Source organism: Ventosimonas gracilis (assembly GCF_001580025.1).
Classification (GTDB): domain Bacteria; phylum Pseudomonadota; class Gammaproteobacteria; order Pseudomonadales; family Pseudomonadaceae; genus Ventosimonas; species Ventosimonas gracilis.
On the sequence record NZ_LSZO01000163.1, the window covers coordinates 1 to 20,822 of the forward strand.

At 54.8% G+C, this 20,822-nt stretch carries 20 protein-coding genes and 1 tRNA gene; 11 read left to right on the forward strand and 10 right to left on the reverse strand.

The window, feature by feature from the left end; all coding sequences use genetic code 11:
- Positions 1-159: 159 nt before the first annotated feature.
- Complete coding sequence (locus AXE65_RS07995; RefSeq protein ID WP_068390586.1) at positions 160-609, reverse strand: DUF1289 domain-containing protein; 450 nt, start codon at positions 607-609, stop codon at positions 160-162.
- A gap of 263 nt (positions 610-872) precedes the next feature.
- Here AXE65_RS07995 and acnB point away from each other — a divergent pair, with 263 nt between their 5' ends.
- Entirely contained in the window at positions 873-3,482 is a 2,610-nt protein-coding gene (gene acnB / locus AXE65_RS08000; RefSeq protein WP_068390589.1) for a bifunctional aconitate hydratase 2/2-methylisocitrate dehydratase, read from the forward strand.
- Between the two features lie 86 nt (positions 3,483-3,568).
- Entirely contained in the window at positions 3,569-4,237 is a 669-nt protein-coding gene (locus AXE65_RS08005) for an alpha/beta hydrolase (RefSeq protein ID WP_068390591.1), read from the forward strand.
- A 61-nt stretch (positions 4,238-4,298) separates the two neighbouring features.
- On the opposite strand, the gene ssb is transcribed toward AXE65_RS08005, so the two are convergent.
- The 3 genes from ssb to AXE65_RS08020 all read right to left on the reverse strand — a co-directional run bounded on the left by ssb (position 4,299) and on the right by AXE65_RS08020 (position 6,397).
- On the reverse strand, positions 4,299-4,790 hold the full coding sequence (gene ssb, locus AXE65_RS08010) for a single-stranded DNA-binding protein (protein ID WP_068390596.1): 492 nt from the start codon (positions 4,788-4,790) through the stop codon (positions 4,299-4,301).
- A gap of 2 nt (positions 4,791-4,792) precedes the next feature.
- Positions 4,793-6,199: an MFS transporter gene (locus AXE65_RS08015; RefSeq protein WP_068390600.1), complete on the reverse strand. Its 1,407-nt coding sequence runs from the start codon at positions 6,197-6,199 to the stop codon at positions 4,793-4,795.
- A 121-nt stretch (positions 6,200-6,320) separates the two neighbouring features.
- Positions 6,321-6,397, reverse strand: a tRNA-Arg gene (locus AXE65_RS08020).
- Between the two features lie 122 nt (positions 6,398-6,519).
- On the opposite strand from AXE65_RS08020, the gene tpx reads away from it, so the two are divergent.
- Genes tpx through AXE65_RS08040 form a run of 4 tightly spaced genes read left to right on the forward strand, consistent with a single transcriptional unit; the run spans position 6,520 to position 9,030 of the window.
- On the forward strand, positions 6,520-7,023 hold the full coding sequence (tpx, locus tag AXE65_RS08025; protein ID WP_068390603.1) for a thiol peroxidase: 504 nt from the start codon (positions 6,520-6,522) through the stop codon (positions 7,021-7,023).
- A gap of 20 nt (positions 7,024-7,043) precedes the next feature.
- Complete coding sequence (locus AXE65_RS08030; protein ID WP_068390606.1) at positions 7,044-7,871, forward strand: undecaprenyl-diphosphate phosphatase; 828 nt, start codon at positions 7,044-7,046, stop codon at positions 7,869-7,871.
- 5 nt (positions 7,872-7,876) lie between these two features.
- Positions 7,877-8,254, forward strand: coding sequence for a hypothetical protein (locus AXE65_RS08035; protein WP_068390608.1), 378 nt, complete (start codon positions 7,877-7,879; stop codon positions 8,252-8,254).
- Positions 8,251-9,030, forward strand: coding sequence for a dienelactone hydrolase family protein (locus AXE65_RS08040; protein WP_068390611.1), 780 nt, complete (start codon positions 8,251-8,253; stop codon positions 9,028-9,030). Before AXE65_RS08035 ends, AXE65_RS08040 begins: the two co-directional genes overlap by 4 nt.
- Before the next feature lie 144 nt (positions 9,031-9,174).
- Here the strand turns inward: AXE65_RS08040 and AXE65_RS08045 are convergent, their stop codons facing one another.
- Complete coding sequence (locus tag AXE65_RS08045) at positions 9,175-9,555, reverse strand: CCDC90 family protein (RefSeq protein ID WP_153015425.1); 381 nt, start codon at positions 9,553-9,555, stop codon at positions 9,175-9,177.
- 176 nt (positions 9,556-9,731) lie between these two features.
- Between AXE65_RS08045 and AXE65_RS08050 the strand changes: the two genes are divergently transcribed.
- On the forward strand, positions 9,732-11,171 hold the full coding sequence (locus tag AXE65_RS08050) for a M48 family metalloprotease (RefSeq protein ID WP_439144676.1): 1,440 nt from the start codon (positions 9,732-9,734) through the stop codon (positions 11,169-11,171).
- On the opposite strand, the gene AXE65_RS08055 is transcribed toward AXE65_RS08050, so the two are convergent.
- From AXE65_RS08055 to tyrS, 4 genes are all read right to left on the reverse strand, one after another.
- Positions 11,152-12,510: a tryptophan--tRNA ligase gene (locus AXE65_RS08055; protein WP_068390617.1), complete on the reverse strand. Its 1,359-nt coding sequence runs from the start codon at positions 12,508-12,510 to the stop codon at positions 11,152-11,154. The two genes, AXE65_RS08050 and AXE65_RS08055, sit on opposite strands and share 20 nt — an antisense overlap.
- A gap of 38 nt (positions 12,511-12,548) precedes the next feature.
- Positions 12,549-12,917: a PilZ domain-containing protein gene (locus AXE65_RS08060; RefSeq protein WP_239685052.1), complete on the reverse strand. Its 369-nt coding sequence runs from the start codon at positions 12,915-12,917 to the stop codon at positions 12,549-12,551.
- The gene (locus AXE65_RS08065) at positions 12,914-14,995 is read right to left on the reverse strand and encodes a putative bifunctional diguanylate cyclase/phosphodiesterase (protein ID WP_068390620.1); all 2,082 of its coding nucleotides are present in this window, start codon (positions 14,993-14,995) and stop codon (positions 12,914-12,916) included. Before AXE65_RS08065 ends, AXE65_RS08060 begins: the two co-directional genes overlap by 4 nt.
- Positions 14,996-15,201: 206 nt before the next feature.
- Positions 15,202-16,398 carry a tyrosine--tRNA ligase gene (gene tyrS / locus AXE65_RS08070; RefSeq protein ID WP_068390623.1) on the reverse strand — a complete coding sequence of 399 codons (1,197 nt, stop codon included), beginning with the start codon at positions 16,396-16,398 and terminating at the stop codon, positions 15,202-15,204.
- A gap of 221 nt (positions 16,399-16,619) precedes the next feature.
- Here tyrS and AXE65_RS08075 point away from each other — a divergent pair, with 221 nt between their 5' ends.
- Together AXE65_RS08075 and AXE65_RS08080 are read left to right on the forward strand one after the other, a co-directional pair.
- A complete protein-coding gene (locus tag AXE65_RS08075) occupies positions 16,620-17,999 on the forward strand; it encodes a peptidoglycan DD-metalloendopeptidase family protein (RefSeq protein ID WP_068390625.1) in 1,380 nt (459 codons plus the stop codon).
- Position 18,000: 1 nt separating this feature from the next.
- Entirely contained in the window at positions 18,001-19,086 is a 1,086-nt protein-coding gene (locus tag AXE65_RS08080; protein WP_068390628.1) for an anhydro-N-acetylmuramic acid kinase, read from the forward strand.
- 5 nt (positions 19,087-19,091) lie between these two features.
- Here AXE65_RS08080 and erpA read toward each other — a convergent pair whose 3' ends face one another.
- Positions 19,092-19,442 carry an iron-sulfur cluster insertion protein ErpA gene (gene erpA, locus AXE65_RS08085; protein ID WP_068390631.1) on the reverse strand — a complete coding sequence of 117 codons (351 nt, stop codon included), beginning with the start codon at positions 19,440-19,442 and terminating at the stop codon, positions 19,092-19,094.
- 225 nt (positions 19,443-19,667) lie between these two features.
- Here erpA and ruvC point away from each other — a divergent pair, with 225 nt between their 5' ends.
- Together ruvC and ruvA are read left to right on the forward strand one after the other, a co-directional pair.
- Positions 19,668-20,192: a crossover junction endodeoxyribonuclease RuvC gene (gene ruvC, locus AXE65_RS08090; RefSeq protein WP_068390634.1), complete on the forward strand. Its 525-nt coding sequence runs from the start codon at positions 19,668-19,670 to the stop codon at positions 20,190-20,192.
- Positions 20,193-20,205: 13 nt separating this feature from the next.
- On the forward strand, positions 20,206-20,814 hold the full coding sequence (gene ruvA / locus AXE65_RS08095) for a Holliday junction branch migration protein RuvA (protein ID WP_068390637.1): 609 nt from the start codon (positions 20,206-20,208) through the stop codon (positions 20,812-20,814).
- The last annotated feature ends 8 nt before the right edge of the window (positions 20,815-20,822 follow it).

Sequence of the window (20,822 nt, forward strand, 5' to 3'; positions counted from 1 at the left end):
TGATTTTCGAACGTTTGAAGTACCTATTTTTACCAGTCATATCAGGAAGTTATCATGCCATAAAAACATGTTTGCTTCCTAAGACCCTATCTAAATATTCTTCTGAGCGTTGCCGCCGCGCGATTCGCGTGTCAATGCGTTTTTACTGCCCTCCCCCACCTACGGGCTGGGGGAAAGGTAGCGCTGGTAATACGCCTCAGACAACGCAAAAAATTCCGTTTCAATCGCCTGATACAGTTCCGCTAAGTGCTGATGCTGTACGGATGGGCGCAGCGCCAAGCCGTAATCGGCAAGTGAAGCTATCTGCCGCGCACGGCGGGCGAGCAGCGACCAAACCCAGCAGTAAGGCGATTGGGCCGCACAGAAACGAATGCCTTGCTGCACCAGTTGCTTTTGCAAAAGTGCGCTATCGAATAACTCAAAACGCCGCTCGATTAATGGTGCCAGCAGTCTGTCCAAACGCTGCAACACCGCCTGTTTTTGTTCGTCGCTGTAGCCGTTCCAGCCAATCACTTCATGATGAAAGCGCTTGCAGCCGCGGCAGATTAAATCGCCGTAAACGGTCGAGCACAGTCCAACACAGGGCGTTTTGGGGGAAACGGCAGACATAGGGCATTAAGTGCGAAGAAAACGCGATCATCATAAGTCAATTTGGGCTTTATGCCGCCTTGCGCTAAAATCTTGCGGCTTTGGCGGGCGCAATACCTGCATAACGGTGCTTTGGCACTTTGCTGGACATTTTGCAAACCTGACATGCCTGACAACGGGTCAGAAAACCCCACCTTTCACCCACAAGGCGACGCGGTGGCGGAGTTTTTTGGCTTTTAACTGATGTCCCGAACCCCTTGGGACTGTTGATGAGGGTAATAACCGTGCTTGAAGCCTACCGTAACCACGTAAAAGAACGCGCAGCGCTTGGCGTGCCACCGCAAGCGCTGTCCGCTGAGCAGACTGCTGCCTTGGTCGAACTGCTAAAAAATCCACCGGCTGGCGAGGCCGATTTTCTGCTCGATTTAATTACCCACCGCGTCCCGCCGGGCGTGGATGAAGCCGCTTATGTCAAAGCCGGATTTTTATCGGCTATTGCCAAGGGCGAGACCAGCAGCCCGCTGCTTGATAAAAAACATGCGGTTAAATTGCTCGGCACCATGCAAGGCGGCTACAACATTGCCACTTTGGTGGAACTTTTGGATGACACCGAATTGGCCGAAGAGGCCGCCGCGCAGCTTAAGCACACGCTTTTGATGTTCGATGCCTTCCACGATGTCGCCGAACGCGCCAAAGCGGGCAATCCACAGGCCAAAGCCGTTCTTCAGTCTTGGGCAGACGGGCAGTGGTTTACCAGTCGCCCAGCGATTGCCGAAAAATACAGCCTGTGCGTGTTTAAAGTGCCTGGGGAAACCAATACCGATGACCTGTCCCCCGCGCCGGACGCCTGGTCGCGCCCGGATATTCCCCTGCACGCGCTCGCCATGCTGAAAATGGCGCGTGAAGGTATCGAACCGGTACAGCCCGGCAGCGTCGGCCCGCTGAAACAAATCGAAGCGGTCAAGGCCAAAGGCTTTGCCGTCGCCTATGTCGGTGATGTGGTCGGTACCGGTTCTTCACGTAAATCCGCCACCAACTCGGTGCTCTGGTACTTTGGCGAGGACATCCCGTTTGTGCCGAACAAGCGCACCGGCGGCTTTTGCTTTGGCAACAAGATTGCGCCGATTTTCTACAACACCATGGAAGATGCCGGTGCGCTGCCGATTGAATTTGATGTCAGCGGCCTCCAGATGGGCGATCTGATTGACGTTTACCCTTTTGCGGGCAAAGTCTGTCGCCACAATTCGGACGAAGTGATTACCACTTTCGCCCTGAAAACCCCGGTACTGCTCGATGAAGTACGCGCCGGTGGCCGTATCCCGCTGATTATCGGCCGCGGCCTGACTGAAAAAGCCCGCGCTGAATTAGATCTGCCTCCGTCGGATTTATTCCAGCAGCCGGAACATCCGGCGCAAAGCCAAAAAGGCTTTACCCTGGCACAAAAAATGGTCGGTCGCGCTTGCGGCCTGCCAGAAGGACGCGGCGTGCGCCCGGGCGCTTACTGCGAGCCGAAGATGACCACCGTCGGCAGCCAAGACACCACAGGTCCGATGACCCGAGATGAGCTGAAAGACCTCGCTTGCCTGGGTTTTTCCGCAGACCTGGTGATGCAGTCGTTCTGCCACACGGCGGCCTATCCCAAACCGATTGACGTACAAACCCAGCACACATTGCCGGACTTTATCCGTAACCGTGGCGGCGTATCGCTGCGCCCGGGCGACGGCATTATCCATAGCTGGCTGAACCGCATGCTGCTGCCCGATACCGTAGGCACCGGCGGCGATTCGCACACGCGCTTTCCGCTGGGGATTTCCTTTCCGGCAGGCTCTGGCCTGGTCGCCTTTGCCGCCGCTACCGGCGTGATGCCGCTGGATATGCCCGAATCCGTTCTGGTGCGCTTTAAAGGCAAGATGCAGCCCGGCATTACCCTGCGCGACCTGGTGCACGCCATTCCCTACTACGCCATCAAAGCGGGTCTTTTGACGGTGGAAAAACAGGGCAAGAAAAACATCTTCTCGGGTCGCATTCTGGAAATCGAAGGCTTAAACGATTTAACCGTCGAGCAAGCTTTTGAATTGTCCGATGCTTCTGCCGAACGTTCGGCCGCCGGTTGCACCATCAAACTGCCGGAGTCAGCGATTGCCGAATACCTGCGCTCAAACATCACCTTGCTGCGCTGGATGATTAGCGAAGGTTACGGCGACGCCCGCACCATCGAGCGCCGCGCCCGCGCGATGGAGGCTTGGCTGGCCAAACCCACACTGCTCGAAGCCGATAGCGACGCCGAATACGCCGCCGTTATCGAGATTGACCTGGCCGAAGTCACGCAGCCCATTCTCTGTGCGCCCAATGACCCGGACGACGCTAGGCTTTTATCCGAAGTCGCAGGCGATAGCATCGATGAGGTGTTTATCGGCTCGTGCATGACCAATATCGGCCACTTCCGCGCCGCCGGAAAACTCCTGGAAAAAGTCAAAGGCAGCATTCCTACGCGCCTGTGGCTGGTACCGCCGACCAAGATGGATCAGCATCAGCTGACCGAAGAAGGCTACTACAGCATCTACGGCAAAGCCGGTGCGCGGATGGAAATGCCCGGCTGCTCGCTCTGTATGGGCAACCAGGCACGGGTCAAAGCCGGTAGCACGGTGGTTTCCACCTCCACGCGCAACTTCCCCAATCGCTTGGGCGACGGTGCCAATGTCTATCTGGCCTCGGCGGAGCTGGCCTCGGTCGCCTCGATTATCGGCAGACTGCCCACGGTTGCGGAGTACCTGGAGTACGCCCGCGATATTGACAGCATGTCGGCCGACATCTATCGCTACCTGTCGTTCGACCAGATTGCAGACTTTCGCGAATCCGCCGCCAAAGCGAAAATCCCGGCACTGGAAGTCTAAAGGGCTGGGGAAGGCAAAACACCGCACGATATTCCACCAACCACCCTGCCCCGCCTTTGCGCGGGGCTTTTGCTATTGGACAAACCATGACCGAACCTCTGATTATCGAACCCAGCCAACCCGCCGACTCCGCCGTTATCTGGCTACACGGCCTGGGCGCAGACCGCTTTGACTTTGAACCGGTCGCCCGTTTGCTGGGACAACATTTGCCAAGCACCCGCTTTATCCTGCCGCAAGCGCCCACTCGTCCAGTGACCTTTAACATGGGTCACGCCATGCCAAGCTGGTATGACATCCTCGCCCTCGACGGCAGCGAGCGCGCCATTAACCCGGCGGATTTGGAAGCATCCAGTGAAACCCTTATCGCGCTGATAAACGCCCAGCAACAAAGCGGCATAGACAGCAAACGCATTGTTTTAGCCGGATTTTCCCAAGGCGGCGCGGTCGTCCTGCACACGGCACTACTGCGCTTTGACGAAAAGCTCGCGGGCGTACTGGCATTATCGACCTACGCCCCGACCTTTAATGCCGAAACTCAGTTTGCTGAAAGCAAGCAAAACCTGCCGGTGCTGTGCATGCACGGCAGCGAAGATGCCGTACTGCCCATCAGCATGGGACGTGCTGTCTACGACAAACTCAGCGAACAAGGCATAAAAGCAAACTGGCGCGACTACCCAATGGGGCATGAAGTGCGCCCCGAACAACTGCGCGATATTTTGGATTGGTTAAAAAATACCCTCCCCTCTCTCCCATAAATGGGCGAGAGGGTACAAGCAAGGCGCGCTGATTGACTCGCCCGCATGCGGGAGGAGGCGATTAGAACGGAATATCGTCGTCAAAGCTGTCGTAATCGGCAGCGGGTGGCGGTTCGGGCGCTTGCCTTTGGGCGGCAGCAGGTGCCGGGCGATTTTCACGCGGCGGCGATTGACGGGCGGCGGGCGGGCGGTTGCCGCCGTCGTCATTACGAGAGCCCAGCATCTGCATTTGCCCACCGATATCGACTATCACCTCGGTGGTGTAACGGTCTTGCCCGTCCTGGCCTTGCCATTTGCGCGTTTGCAGGCGGCCTTCCACGTAGACTTGCGAGCCTTTGCGCAGGTATTCACCGGCAATTTCCGCAAGCTTGCCGAAAAACACCACGCGGTGCCATTCCGTGCGTTCTTGGCGCTGGCCGGTTTGCTTGTCGTTCCAACTGTCGCTGGTGGCGATGCTGATATTGGTGACGGCGTTGCCGTTGGGCAGGTAGCGGGTTTCCGGGTCGCCGCCGACATTGCCGACCAGAATGACTTTATTGACCCCACGCGCCATGTTTATTTCTCCCAGACTGGTTTTTTCGCATTTGACGAAGCGGCTTCAATCATTTGTTCGATAGTGCTTCGCTGAGTTTGTTGAATATCCACTTTGATATAAAGCGCCGCTTCTTCTGTCGCCAGCAAGACATCGGCAACGCCGGGCAATCTGCGCAAACGTGCTTGAAGACTGCTGTCTTGCAGCGCTACGGGTGAAAGCGGCAGGCACAGGCTGGTGACATAGGGCGGCGTTTGCATGGTAGCAGCAAATATCAGCCAGAGTGCGCAAAATCCCGCCGCACCCCAAAACACCGCCGCCGTGCCGCCGTGCGAGAGCAGCCAGCCCGCCAGTACGCCGCCAATGGCTATACCCAAAAACTGGCAGGTTGCGTAAATGCCCATTGCCGTGCCTTTGCCGCCCAGCGGGGCGAGTTTGCTGACCAGTGAGGGCAGCGAGGCTTCCAGCAGATTAAACGCCGTAAAAAACAGCACCGCGCAGGCGACCAAGCTTTGCAGATTTGAGCCAAAGCCCCAGAAAAACAGCTCACAGCCTAACAAAAGAACCACGCTCAAAGGCAGCACCTTTTGCATTTGCCGCTTTTTTTCGGCAACAATCAAAAACGGCAGCATGGCAAAAAAACCAATCAACAATGCCGAAAGATAAACCCACCAGTGCTGTTCGCGCGGCAGCTTTCCGGCGCCTTCCAAGGCCAGTGGCAAGCCGACAAAGGTCGCCATCAATACGGCATGCAGGCTGAATATCCCCAGATTAAGGCGCAGTAACTCAGGGTGCTTTAAAGTCGGCAGCCAGTTACTGCGCGCTAGCTGCGTTTCGCGCAAATGCTGCGCTTTGGCGGGTGTGGGCACCCACAAGGCGACAATCAACAGACCGAGCAAGGCCAAAAGCGCGGTCGCCCAAAACAGGCCGGAAAGTCCAAAAGCGCTCGCCAGCAAGGGACCTGCGACCATTGCTACGGCAAAAGCGAGACCAATACTCATGCCAAACATGGCCATTGCCTTACTGCGGTGCTGCTCGCGCGTGACATCAGCCAGCAGCGCCATCACCGCCGCGGAAATCGCACCCGCGCCCTGCACTATTCGACCGCCAATCACGCCCCAGATGGTTTCGGCATTGGCCGCCAGCACGGAACCGGCCAAAAACAATAAAAGACCTGCGTAGATAATCGGCTTGCGGCCGATGCGGTCTGAAAGCATGCCAAAGGGAATTTGCAGCAGCGCCTGGGAAATCCCGTAACCGCCAATGGCAAAGCCTATCAAGGTTGCGCTCGCGCCCGGCAGCTCCATACCGTAAGTGGCGAGCACCGGCAGCACCATAAACATGCCCATCAGGCGAAAGGCAAAGACCAGCGCCAGCGCGGCGGTTCCCCGTGTTTCGCCTGCACTCATGCGCTCATCACGCCCCTGCATAGCCGTTTTCCGCTTAAAAAATGTGAACAATTTTAGCAAGCCAAAGGCGGCTTAGGCAGGCGGTGCCATGTCGCAATCGACAGGCTTTTGTACGCCCCAGAGGGCGGAGAGAGGGTAAAACTGGCGCGCCCAGCAGGACTCGAACCTGCAACCGCCCGCTTAGAAGGCGGGTGCTCTATCCGATTGAGCTATGGGCGCTTTGCTGATGTTGCCAAAAGCAAGGCGGGCAATCTTACGGGGGCGCTAAAAATCAGGCAAGACATTTGCCGCATGGCGTGGTTAACTCAACGTCCATTTTTTAACTAAAAAGGAGTTTGGCCATGACGTCCATCACCTTGCGCGGCAATCCGCTGCAAATTGACGGCACTTTGCCCCAAGTTGGCCAAAGCGCACCGGCTTTTAGTTTGGTCAATAAAGACTTGGCCGATGTCACGCTTAAGGATTTTGCCGGAAGGCGCAAAGTGCTCAATATCTTCCCCAGCATCGACACGCCGACTTGCGCCACTTCGGTTCGCCGCTTTAACGAAGAGGCGGCGCACGGTAACGCAGTAGTGCTCTGTATTTCCGCCGATTTACCCTTTGCCCAATCGCGTTTTTGTGCCAGCGAAGGTTTAAGCCATGTGCAGTGTTTATCTACCCTGCGTGACACCGCATTTGCCCGCAATTACGGCGTTGCCATTACTAGCGGTGCACTGCGCGGCCTTTGTGCTCGTGCAGTATTGGTACTAGATGAAGAAAACCGCGTGCTGCACAGTGAATTAGTCGCTGAATTAGGTAATGAACCTGATTATACCGCCGCATTAACCGCGCTTAAATCACGCTAAATTAACCCAAGAGGATAGGCATGGATTTATGGACTGCCGCGCAAGCATTACTGCTCGGCATGGTGGAAGGTTTAACCGAATTTTTGCCCATTTCCAGTACCGGCCATCAGATTATCGTGGCCGATTTAATGGATTTTACCGGCGAGCGGGCGAACGCATTTAATATCATTATTCAACTCGCGGCAATACTGGCCGTGGTATTTGAGTTTCGCCGTAAAATTCTAAGCACGGTGATGGATTTACCAGGTGAGCGCAGTGCGCAGCGTTTTACCTTCAACCTGTTTATCGCGTTTTTACCGGCAGCACTACTTGGCGTATTGTTTGCGGATTTAATCCATCAGTATTTATTTAATCCGATAACCGTTGCCAGTGCGCTGGTGATTGGCGGGATTATTATGCTGTGGGCAGAACGGCGCAAGCATCAGGTGCATTGCCAGCAAGTCGATAATATGAGTTGGCAGGATGCACTGAAAATCGGCTTTGCGCAGTGTTTGGCGATGATTCCAGGCACTTCACGTTCGGCAGCCACCATTATTGGCGGATTACTCTTTGGTCTGTCACGACAAGCGGCGACCGAGTTCTCTTTTTTTCTTGCCATGCCCACCATGTTGGGCGCGGCGGTTTATTCAGGCTATAAATACCGTGAATTATTTACGCTCGATGATTTGCCGGTATTTATACTGGGTTTTATCACTTCCTTTATCTTTGCCATGATTGCCGTGCGCAGCCTGCTTAAATTTATTGCCAATCACAGTTACGCCGCTTTTGCCTGGTATCGCATTGCTTTTGGCGGGTTCATTTTATTGACCTGGCAACTGAGTTTAATTGATTGGAGCACTGCACAATAAATAACATGAAAAGCCCGATACTTTGGCTTGGCTTGCTGGCATTGCCGATAGTGGCATTTTCCTCTGAGCCGGCTTGTATTTACAGCGACCGTTTATTGCGCTGCACCGATGGCGCAGGCGGTTATTATGCAATGGCGCAGCAGGGCAAGGATTTATTCTTGCGTGGACAAGAGGGTGCGAGCGGCCTTTATTGGGTACAAACCAACAGCGAGTACGGGCGCTTGCAGTTTTTTAGCGGAATTTCCAGCGACGGAAAGGTTTGGAGCGGTATCAGCCGCCGTTTTGGCTGGAATCAAATCAGCCGTTTTTCGACTTCAGACGGGCAAAATAACCGCCTGTCTTGTAATCCTGTCAGCGGCTGCGAATATGGAGAACGCCGATGAACAAGACATTACTGACTTTATTATTGGCATGGGCCACTTTTAGCGAGGCCGCCATGCGTACCGATAATTTGACCTATCAAGTCGATGGCAACGCTTTTGAAGGCGTTTTGGTCTATGACGATGCGGTTAATAACGCCCGCCCTGCCCTGTTGATGGCACCCAATTGGCTGGGTGTTACTGCCGCTGCGGTGGAACAAGCCAAGCTGATTGCAGGTTCCACTTATGTGATTTTTGTGGCTGACCTGTACGGCAAGGATGTACGCCCAAGCGATGCCAGCGAAGCCCGCGCCGCCGTGGGCAAAGCACGCAGCGATATTCCCGCGCTGCGCCGCCGCCTGCAAGCCGCAGCAAACCTGCTGCAAACACAGGACAAAGCGCCGCTTTTGGCGGGGAAAATGGGCGCGATTGGCTTTTGCTTTGGCGGCGGCGCAGTGCTGGAATTGGCGCGTTCCGGCGCAGCACTGAGCGCTTTCGTGTCCTTCCACGGTAATTTGGATACGCCCAATCCGGCCGATGCAGCCAATATTAAAGCGCCGGTTCTGGTGCTGCATGGCGCGGATGACCCGGCCGTACCACCCGCTCAGGTCGAAGGCTTTATTGCTGAAATGCGAGAGGGCAAGGTGGACTGGCAATTGGTTAGCTACGGCGGCGCGGTGCATTCTTTTACTGACCCCGATGCCAATAATCCCGGTAGTAATGAATATCATCCTATCGTGGCCAGACGCGCTTATCAGGCGATGAATAATCTACTGGAGGAAATATTTTCAGCGCATTAGTGGTGATCTCTTTGCCCTCTCCCGCAAGCGGGCGGGGGGAGCAAACAATCACATTGCTTGCATAAAAAAGGAAGGCTAATTAGCCTTCCCCCGATAAAAAGCCCCGCGAAGACGGGTGGCGGATAAGACGATCAAAACGAAAGGTCAGGGCAACAGCTTAACCAGCATCCCGCCGAGCATCACAAAGCCGCCGATAAGCAAACCGCCGAGCCAGATAATAATGTCCTTGCGTATGCTGTCTATCCGCATATCCAAGCGCTGTTCCAGCCTGTCAATCTTTGCATCCGTTTCTGAAAAACGTTTGTCGAATTTGGCTTCCAGCTTAATCAGCGCCTTTTCTGTTTTGCTGTCTACTTCACTAATAGCGCGAACACTGGCTTCCTGCGCCGTCTTGGCAAAATCGGCCAAAGCCTCTTCTTGCGAATGACGCACCGCTTTAGCGAAGGCTTCCGCCTGCTTGCGGTCAATGCCCGTACTTTCCAGTGTTTCGACAAACTTCAGCGCATCAAAAGTCACAGTCGCCACAGCTCCGTCCCTTAGTAATTTCCAGCCTCGCCAATGGTAGCACTGCGGCGAGCCTTGCACCTGCCTTTGTAAAACTTAAGGTGCTATGGCAGGAGATGGGGGTACAGCGGGGCAGCCGGTGCAATCTGCGTTACACTCGTAAGCCTTGTTTAGCTGCTTTCTTAGGAATTTATCCCGTGCCTTCCCATGCAAAAGCTGCGCTGCTGTTCGTGCTGTTACTGGTTTATCCCGCCGCGCTTTTGGCCGGTGATTTGCCGTCGCTGGGAGATGCCAGTTCCGGTATTGTTTCCCCGCAGCAGGAGCGCCAATTGGGGCATGCTTGGCTTAGCCTGCTGCGCGGGCAGGTCAAGCAGTTGCATGACTCGCTGCTTAAAGATTTTGTCGAGAGCAGCGTTTACCGGCTGGCCGAGACCAGCGCCCTGCAAGACCGCCGCCTGTCTTTTATTTTTATCGATAGCCCGCAGCTCAACGCCTTTGCCGCCCCCGGCGGACTGGTTGGCGTGAACGGTGGGATTTTTATTACCGCGCAAACGGAAGCCGAATACGCCTCGGTCATGGCGCACGAACTGGCACATTTGTCACAACGCCACTTTGCCCGCCGCCTGCAAGCCGAGCAGCGCATGCAAATTCCCATGCTGGCCGCATTGCTCGCGGGCGTGGTCGCAGCGGCGGCGGGCGCTGGGGATTTGGGCATGGCGACCATTGTCTCCTCACAAGCGGCGGCTTTTCAGGAACAGATGCGCTTCTCGCGGCAAAACGAGCAGGAGGCCGACCGTTTTGGTCTGCTTAATCTGGAACGCGCCGGTTACGACCCGCGAGCCATGCCCGCGATGTTTGGTCGCCTGCTGCGCCAATACCGCTATGCCAGCCGTCCGCCGGAATTTCTGCTGACCCACCCGCTGACCGAAAACCGCATTGCCGATACGCTCAGCCGCGCCGAACAGTATCCGCCGCAAGGCAAGCAGGACAGCCTCGCCTACCAACTGGTGCGCACGCGCATGCAGCTTTATTACGAAGAAACTCCAGGCATTTCGCTCAAGCGCTTTACCGCGACCTTAAGCGAACAGCCGGATAATCAGGCCGCGCGTTATGGCCTTGCACTATCGCTCGCCAAAAATCAGCAAATTGAAGAGGCCAGCAAAGCACTCGCGCCGCTGCTGCAACAGCAACCAGAGAATATCGCCTTTAATCTGGCGCAAATTGAGCTGGATATGGCGGCAAACCGCTTGGATATGGCCGAAAAGCGTTTAACGCCGCTGCTTGCGTCCTTTCCCGATAATTACCCGCTAAAACAAGCGCAAGCCGATTTGTTGCTAAAACAACAAAAGCCCGCTTTGGCGGAAAAAGTGCTGGATGAGTTACTGAAAACCCGAAGCAACGACCCGGATATTTGGTATCAAAGCGCTGAGGCGCACGGACTGGCTGGCAATATCAGCGCCCTGCACCAAGCCCGCGCGGAATACTTTGCACTGACCGGCGATTACCAACAGGCGCTGGAGCAGATTGAACTCGCCAAACGCCGTGCTGGAACGAACTTTTTGCTGGCTTCACGGATTGAAGCCAGACAAAACGAACTGCGCGAGCTGCAAAAAACGGTTAAGGAAATGATGCGTTAGCGGGTTTTAATTGAACCTGCAAAATGGTTTGCAAATGACCCAAGTCCGCGAAACCTCCAATTTCTTCACCGCGCCAATAAAGGCTGCAACCATCACCGGCTGTCTGATACTCAAGCTCCGCGGGATTGCTGGTGTTTTGCAGCATTTTCATCACTTCACCCATCTGCTTGCCATCGGCAAAGGGTGCGGACAGCAGCAGGGTAGATACCCCGTCTTTATCGAGCAGACGAAAACGAAAACGCCCATCGTCATCACGAAAGCTGACCCAGCGCACGCCGTTGTTTTTGCTGGCGGGTTTGCCCGCAGGACGGGCACTTGCCTGCGCCGTTTGAAACGAGCGCAAGCCCACCGCCTGTTTTAATTCATCCAATAACGGACGAGCGACTTGTCGTGCCTTGGCCGCGCCTGCCAGCAGGATGTCTTCCAAATCATCGGGTTTTGCTATCAGCGCTTGATAGCGTTCGCGTGCTTCGCCCAGTTCCGCTTGCAACACCTCAAACAAGCGTTGCTTGGCCTCGCTCCAAGCCAAGCCGCCCAGTAAGTCGGTGTGCAACTGCGCAAGTTGTTCGGGGTTGGCGAAGGCTTGATAGAGCGTGACCAAATGGCTGCCCTGTGCGTCTTTTGGCTCGCCGGGGGCACGCGAATCGGTCTGGATACGTTTTATCGCTGCTTTCATCGACTTGGGGTCTGCAAACAGCGCGATGGTATTGTCGTAGCTTTTGCTCATCTTGCGTCCATCAAGGCCAGGCAAGGTGGCAACACTTTGCTCAACGATGGCTTCGGGCAAAGTCAGCAGCGCCCTACCCTGGCCATACAGATAGTTAAAACGCTGCGCGATGTCGCGCGCCATTTCCACGTGCTGGATTTGGTCACGCCCGACCGGCACTTGTTCGGCGCTAAACAGCAGAATATCGGCGGCCATTAACAGCGGATAGCTAAATAGCCCCATAGTGATTCCGGCATCTTCATCGCCGCCTGCGGCGCGGTTTTTATCTTGGGCGGCTTTGTAGGCGTGGGCGCGGTTGAGCAGCCCTTTGGCGGCGACACAGCTGAGCAGCCAGTTCAGCTCGCTGATTTCGGGAATATCCGATTGGCGGTAAAAGGTCGCTCGCGCGGTATCAAGACCACAGGCAATCCAGCTGGCGGCAATTTCCAGCCGGGAGCGCTGCACGCGCTCGGGGCTTTCACACTTGACCAGCGCATGCAAATCCGCCAGAAAGAAAAAGGCTTGCGTATTGGGATTGCGACTGGCGCGAATAGCCGGACGAATGGCGCCGGCGTAGTTGCCAAGGTGCGGCGTGCCGGTGGCAGTAATGCCGGTAAGGATGCGGGTGGTCATGATGATGGATTGAGTGAATCGCGGTTAGGAAATAATGGTTAATGGTCAAAGCTAAAGTATTGGCGCAGCGCGTCCATCATATCGAGGTAGCGGGCGGGCGGTGCGACCAGTGAAAAGCCCGAATCATAGCTGTCCGGACTGATGTCGCGGCGGCTCCATTGGCAGGTTGCAGAAAAATCAACCCATTCAATACCCGCTTCAGTGGGGATTTTAATGCGCAAATCAAAATACCCACCCACCAACATCGGCAAATGGCTAATCAGCAGCAGGCCATCGGCTGAAATATTGCCGATATAGCCAATGGGCTGGTCAGTCTTACGGTTAAATACCTGAAGGTAGTAAGGCAATTGGTGTCGTTTGATGCGAGGTGGGTGCCGCTGCTGCATAACCTGTTCCTGTGGTTTCATTTTACTAGCCCTTGTTGTTTTTTGCTGCTGAGCTGCTTCAGCCAAGTGGCCAATTCTTCGGCAGGCAAGGGCTTGCTGTACAAATAGCCCTGCCCTTCATGACAACCTTGGGCAATGATATAGGCTTCCTGAGCGCGGGTTTCCACGCCTTCAGCAATCACCTGCATGCCTAAGTTTTTACCCAACTGAATAATGGTGCGCACAATGGTCGCATCATCTTCATCGTCCAGTACGTCCTGCACAAAGCTCTTGTCGATTTTGATTTTGTCGAGCGGTAGATTGCGTAGATAGTTGAGCGAAGAATAGCCGGTACCAAAATCATCGATGGCAATCAGCGCCCCGCTTTTACGCAGCCCGCGCAGATGCTCCGCAGCGGCATCAATATCTTCCATCAGAGTGGTTTCCGTTACTTCCAATTCCAAACTTCCCGGCGGCAATTGATAGTCTTGCATCAGGCGGCTGATTATCTGCGGCAAGCCGACGTGACGCAATTGTACGGTGGACAGGTTAATCGCCATGCGCAGACCCGAAAATCCGCTTTTGTGCCATTGACGTAACTGACGGCAGCATTGTTCGAGCGTCCAATCACTAATGGGAATGATCAGGCCGCTTTGTTCGGCCAGCGGAATAAACTGGTCGGGCGATACCCAGCCATGCTGTGGATGCCTCCAGCGCAGCAGCGCTTCTACGCCGACCACGCGCCGATGCGGATAGGCGACTTGCGGCTGGAAGACCAGATGCAACTGTTTTTTATCCATCGCCTCGTGCAGGTCTTTTTCCAACTGGCGGCGCTTGCGTATTTTGCTGTCTACGCTGGCGATATAAAACTGATAGCCGCTTCTGGCGTAGCTTTTAGCCAGCGTCATGGTGTGCTCGGCGCGTTGCAGCAACACTTCGGTCGTTTCGCCGTCCTGCGGGAACAGGGTAATACCGATGGTGGCGCGCAGCCTTACCGATTGCTCGGCATCCAGCGTAAAGGGCGCTTCCAGGCTATCAAGCACCAACTGCGCAAGTTCCGCGGCTTCGTAAGGATGCTCAATATCGGTCTGTACCAGTGCAAACTGGTCTCCGCCCAAACGCGCCAACGAGCCGAAGTATTCTTCATTGCCACGCAAGCGGTCGGCCAGTGCGAGCAGCAGACGGTCGCCGTTTTGATAGCTGTACTGCTCGTTGATGCTTTTAAAGTCATCCAGACCGCAGCAAAACACGGCCACCAGCCGTTGATTGCGGCGAGCCTCGCTCAAAATGCCGTCAAGGCGACGCTGCAACTGCTGGCGGTTGGGCAATCCGGTTAAAAAGTCGTGCCGCGCCATGCGTTGCAGGCTGGTTTCCGCCGCGCGGCGCAGGCGGTTGTTGCGTTCAATGGTGTAGAGCAACTGATTGGCGGTGTTAATCCAAATACCCAGTTCATTACGCTCATAACCTTTGGGTATGGGCAATAAACGCTCGCCGGGGTGGTCCGGGTTGATATTGGATAGATGGCGGATTAACCTGACAATCGGTCGGGTCAACATCCAGTGATAAATCAAGTAGAGCAATACGCCCAGCACCAGAGAACGCACAATGCCGGAAATCAAAATAATGATGGAGTTATAGACAAAGGCTTGACCAAAAAACGCCGTATCCAAGGTAATGCTTAGCTCGCCGTAATAGTCCGCATCGTTATTGGGCAGATGCCCTTTTAACGGTCTTTGGATTTGCTTTTCTTGCCCCAATACCGGGTCGGTTAACCAGCGTGTTTGCATCTGCACCAAGTCGCGCTGCTTTTGCGCCAGTATTTCCTTATCCTTATTTTGTTCGTTGCCAATCACAATGGCCGCTTGACGCACGGCTTCATTTTTCAGCAAGCCTTCCACCACGCGCAGGGCGCTTTTTTTGTCCAAATCGTAGGCGGCTTGGGTCGAAGAGGCGAGAAACATATCAATAATGCGTTGCCCTTCGTTATTGATATTGCTCTTAACCGAAAACACATTAAGCAGGATTTGCCCACAGCCCAGTGCCAAGCCCACCAGCAAGGCGACCAGCAATACCACGCGAAGCAGCTTAAGCGACAGGCTGTGCTTGAACTTAAAAAGCAAGGTAAACCCCTTGTCAAAGAAAGGCTATTGATACCAAACATTCCTTTGTTTTTTGTAGTCGCGCAATTAAAAAACGATCAGCCGCAATACTGCCCAAGAGCCAATGATAGGCCACCGTTACCGGTTGACAACCTCCTTGTTGTTATAGCCTCAACCATAACAATCCATAAAAATGGCATAACACAAAAGCACGGACAATCCGTTATTTAAGGTTTAAGGCTGATGCGAGCAATGGCTTTCTTTCCCGCCTGGCATAAATGGGTAGCACTTACCGCAAAGATAAAATCACGAGAAACCACCTCACCATCAATACGCACTGTGCCCGCATTTAATAAATCCCGCGCAATGGCTGCATTTTTGGCAAGACCTGCGCGGTTGAGCACGGCAGCAATCGGCAAGGCTTCGGCACTGGTCAGGGTGATTTGTGGCAAATCGTGCGGTAGCTCGCCTTCTTTTAGAAGGTTGCCCGCCGCGCGGTGCGCATTGGCGGCGGCTTCTGCCCCATGAAAGCGCTCAACCAATTCTTCAGCCAGCTTGATTTTGATGTCGCGCGGATTGACACCCGCTGCAATATCCCGCCTAAAGCCTTCGATTTGTTCCATCGAACGAAAACTCAGCAATTCAAAATAACGCCACATCAGGCTGTCCGGCAGCGAGACCAGCTTGCTGTACATGGTGCCGGGGGCTTCATCAATACCAATATAGTTGCCGAGCGATTTGGACATTTTCTTGACGCCATCCAAACCTTCCAGCAGCGGCATGGTGAGCACGCACTGCGGCGCTTGCCCATAGGCGCGTTGCAGTTCACGACCCATCAATAGGTTGAATTTCTGGTCAGTACCGCCCAACTCCACATCGGCGCGTAACGCAACCGAGTCATAACCTTGCACCAGCGGGTAGATAAATTCGTGAATGGCAATCGATTGGCCGCTTTGGTAGCGCTTGGCAAAGTCATCGCGCTCCAACATACGCGCCACGCTGTATTGCCCGGCCAGACGAATAAAATCCGCAGGTTTAAGCGCATCCATCCAGGTGGAGTTAAAGGCAATCTCGGTTTTGTGCGGGTCGAGGATTTTAAAAACCTGCGATTTGTAGGTCTCGGCATTGGCCAGCACTTGTTCACGAGTGAGCGGCGGGCGGGTGACGCTCTTGCCGCTGGGGTCGCCAATCATGCCGGTAAAATCGCCAATCAAGAAGATAACCTGATGCCCCAACTGCTGAAACTGACGCAGCTTGTTAAGTAACACGGTATGCCCTAAGTGCAAATCCGCTGCGGTCGGGTCAAAACCGGCTTTAATGCGCAGCGGCTCGCCGCGCTCCAGTTTTTGGATCAGCTCGGATTCAATCAAAATTTCTTCGGCACCGCGTCGAATCAGTGCAAGTTGCTCATCAATGGACAGCATAAAGGTACTCTAGGTCGCCCTGCGTAAAGGGTTGTTTACTTACAAGATTGCCGGGTGATTACAAGCCGCCAAGGATAACCTGCTCAAGCGGCAAACGCAGTCACTGCGACAGCTTGTCGCCCGCATAAAAATGCCAGAAAACAGGTTAAACGACTTGCTAGTGGTTTTCTTTACCTGTATTTTGTCACTTTTTCTGTGTTATTTAGTGAAACAGTATCATTATGAGCAGTATAAAAACAGTTACTAAGGCCTATCCCAAAAGTCATTTATTCACCGCCTGCACCTTGTTTTTTTTATTGGCGCTGGCTTTTTTTGTATTCCCCAGTAAAGAAGTCGCCGCTTATCGCGGGCAGAGCACAGTAGACCCCGGGCAAAATCTTGCTGACGCTAATGACCCACTGCTTGATGATGACGATAACAACCAGGCCACGGTAGAGGCCGCCAGCGAGACAGCCTCTGCGTCACTTGCCGAAATCGACGAAAAACAAAAAGAACAGCCGCTTAAACACAGTCTCACCGTTGCCAAGGGCGACACCTTATCAACCCTGTTTGCGAAGGTTGGCTTGGGTGCCAACGATTTAAGCCAGGTACTTGCCAGCAGCGCCGGAGCCAAGCGTTTTTCACGCCTTAATATCGGCCAGGTGCTGGAGTTTACCTTGGACGAACAAGGCGCACTGCTTGGTCTTTCCAGCAAATTGTCTGCGCTGGAAACCTTGGTGGTGGATAAAACGGAAAACGGCTTTAGCTTTGAACGCAAGCTGACCGCAGCGCAGATTGAAGAACGTTACGCGCACGGCATTATCGAAAAATCCCTACTGGAAGACGCCAGCGCCGCCGGGCTTTCTTACGCTTTGGCGCTGAATATGGCCAATCTTTTTAACTACGACATCGACTTTGCCCGCGATATTCAGCCCGGCGATGAGTTCGAGCTGATTTATCAGCAAAAGCGGGTAGACGGCGAAGAAGTCGGCATAGGCCATATCCTCGCTGCCCGCTTTATCAATCGCGGAAAAATCTATACCGCCGTGCGCCATGTCGATGCACGCGGGCAGGCCAGCTATTACCGCGCCGATGGCAGCAGCACGCGCAAAGCCTTTATCCGCACGCCGGTGGACTTTACCCGCATCAGCTCGCGCTTTTCCTTGGGGCGCAAGCACCCGATTTTGAACCGTATCCGTGCTCATAAAGGGGTGGACTACGCCGCCGCCCAAGGCACGCCCATTAAGGCAACCGGCAACGGAAAAATCCTGTTTGCCGGAAAGAATAACGGCTACGGCAACTACATCCTGATTCAACACGGCAAGCACTATCAAACCCTGTACGGCCACATGCGCAGCTTTGCCAAAGGCATGCGCACCGGCGCATCCGTGCAGCAGGGACAAATCATCGGTTACGTCGGCATGACCGGCCTTGCCACCGGCCCGCACCTGCACTACGAATTTCGCGTAAACGGCGTGCACGTTGACCCTTTGTCGCACAAACTGCCGACCGCCGACCCGATTGTTGGCAAGGAAAAACAGCGCTTTTTGCAGCGCAGTCAACCTTTACTGGCGCGGATGGACTTGGAAAAAAACCGCCAACTGGCGCTAAGGAAGCCTTAAATTGCCCCTTTATATCGGTTTAATGTCCGGCACCAGTCTTGATGGGCTGGATATTGCACTGATTAGACAAGAGCAAAAAACTCAGCTGCTCGCCAGCCATTACCTGCCGATGCCGGATGCGTTGCGCAAGGAACTGCTTTTCCTATGCGCACCCGGCGATAACGAACTGGCACGCGCGGCCTTGGCTGAACAACAATGGACAAGACTTGCCGCCCAAGGCGTTGCTGAACTACTCAGCAAGCAAGCCTTGAGCAAGCAAGACATTCGCGCCATCGGCAGCCACGGGCAGACCGTCCGCCATGAGCCTGCGCAAGGTTTTACCATTCAAATAGGCAATCCAGCGCTGCTGGCAGAATTAACCGGCATCGCCGTCGTGTGCGATTTTCGCCGCCGTGATGTCGCCGCCGGCGGGCAAGGTGCGCCCCTGGTGCCTGCTTTTCATCAAGCACTGTTTGCTGATGATAAAAGCCGCCGTGCGGTGGTCAATATCGGCGGCTTTAGCAATCTCACCCTGCTCGATAATCCCGTGCGCGGCTTTGACTGCGGCCCCGGCAATGCACTGATGGACGCTTGGGCGATGCGCCATCTGCGGCAACGTTTTGATCAAGACGGCGCCTTTGCGGCTAAAGGAAAGGTTCAACCCGCATTGCTTAAGACCATGCTAGCCGACCCGTTTTTTAACCATTACGAACCCAAAAGCACCGGGCGCGAACGCTTTAATCTGCCTTGGCTTGAGCAACACCTGGCCGCCCTGCCCGCCTTTAAACCAGAAGATGTGCAAAGCACATTATTGGTACTTACCACGCGCTGCATTAGCGATGCTCTGCAATGCGTCCAGCCTGATAACGAAGAACTGCTGGTCTGCGGCGGCGGTGCCCATAACCTGCAATTGCTGCTTCAGCTTAAAAGGCAATTGCCCAACTGTCGCGTTGCCAGCACCGAAGATTACGGCGTACCGCCCGATTGGGTTGAGGCCATGGCCTTTGCTTGGCTGGCGCATAGCTGTTTGGAAAATATCCCCGCCAACCGCCCAAGCGTCACCGGAGCACGCGGATTAAGAGTGCTGGGCGCCATTTATCCAGCCTAAATGGACTAAATGGAAAACGACGAGCCGCAGCCACAAGTGGTTGTCGCATTAGGGTTATTGACCACAAAGCGTGAGCCTTCCAAGCCTTCTTGATAATCGACCACCGCACCTTGCAGATACTGAAAGCTCATCGGGTCGACCAACAGACTGACCCCTTCGCGCTCAATCACCGTGTCATCATCCAAGCGTTCCTCATCAAAACTAAAACCGTACTGAAACCCCGAACAACCGCCTCCGGTGACAAACACGCGCAATCCCAAACGCGGGTTGCCTTCTTCTTCAATCAAGGTTTTTACCTTATGTACAGCGCCATCGGTAAATACCAAGGGCACAGGCGTAAAGGTCTCAAGGCTCATGCTTCAAATCTCGCAAACAAGCGGCAAATGGCGCTCATTATTGGCGCGTCCGCGCACGCGGTCAACTGATCTCAGATGACGGCCAACAGGCAAGATGCCTATATACTTGCGCCCCTTACCCGGCAGGCCATCGCGCGATATGTTTTTTACTAACCCATGCTTTTTTGCTCCCCTCGCCCGCTTGCGGGTGGAAGAGCGCGGGCAAAAACAGACTGTGCGTCCGCTATGACCATTATTTTGGGCATTGACCCCGGCTCACGGATTACCGGCTATGGCGTGATACGCGCGCACGCACAAGGAACCCACTATCTCGCCTCCGGCTGTATCCGCAGCGGCAACGCCAATCTGCCCGAGCGTCTCGCCAGTATTTTTACTGGCATTAGTGAAATTATTGAGCAGTATCAACCGGTCACACTGGGCATTGAACGGGTCTTTATGGCGCACAATGCCGATTCAGCACTCAAACTGGGGCAAGCCCGCGGCGCGGCCATAGTCGCTGCGGCGCAGGCGGGATTGGAGGTCGCCGAATACAGCGCCACACAAATCAAGCAAGCCGTAGTCGGCAGCGGCGCGGCCAGCAAGCAGCAAGTACAAATCATGCTGACCCATCTTTTAAACTTAAGCGCCTGCCCGCAAGCCGATGCCGCCGATGCACTGGCCGCCGCGCTATGCCACGCGCACTGTCGCGCCAGTTTAATTGTGCACGGACTCAAGCACGCCAGAAGGCGCGGCGGACGTTTAAGGCTTTAACGGGGAAAGTAATATGATTGGTCGCCTGCACGGCATTTTGCTGGAGAAAAAACCGCCGCATCTGTTACTGGATGTCGGCGGTGTCGGCTATGAACTGGACGTACCGCTAAGCACCTTCTACCGACTGCCGCCCATCGGCGAGCCGCTCACCCTGCACATTCATCATTTAGTACGCGAGGACGCGCAGCTTCTCTACGGTTTTTATGAACTACGCGAACGCGATGGTTTCCGCGAACTGATCCGCCTGTCCGGCGTTGGCCCGAAACTTGCGCTGGCGCTGCTGTCCACGCTGGAAATGGACGAACTGATACGCGCCGTGCAAAACCAGGACAGCAACGCCTTGCTGCGCGTACCCGGGGTAGGTAAACGTACCGCCGAACGCCTGCTGCTGGAACTTAAAGAGCGCATCAAACACTGGCCGGATATGCCCGCAAACAACGCGGCCTGCACATCCACTGCCGCACCTGCGAGCCATCAAAAAAACGCCGAAGCCGATGCCGTTAGCGCGTTAATTGCGCTCGGTTTCAAACCGCCAGAGGCGAGCCGCGCGGTATCATCGGTCGCCGAAAGCGGCCTTGACAGTGAACAACTCATCCGCCTTGCATTAAAAGCACTGGCCTAAATAAAGCC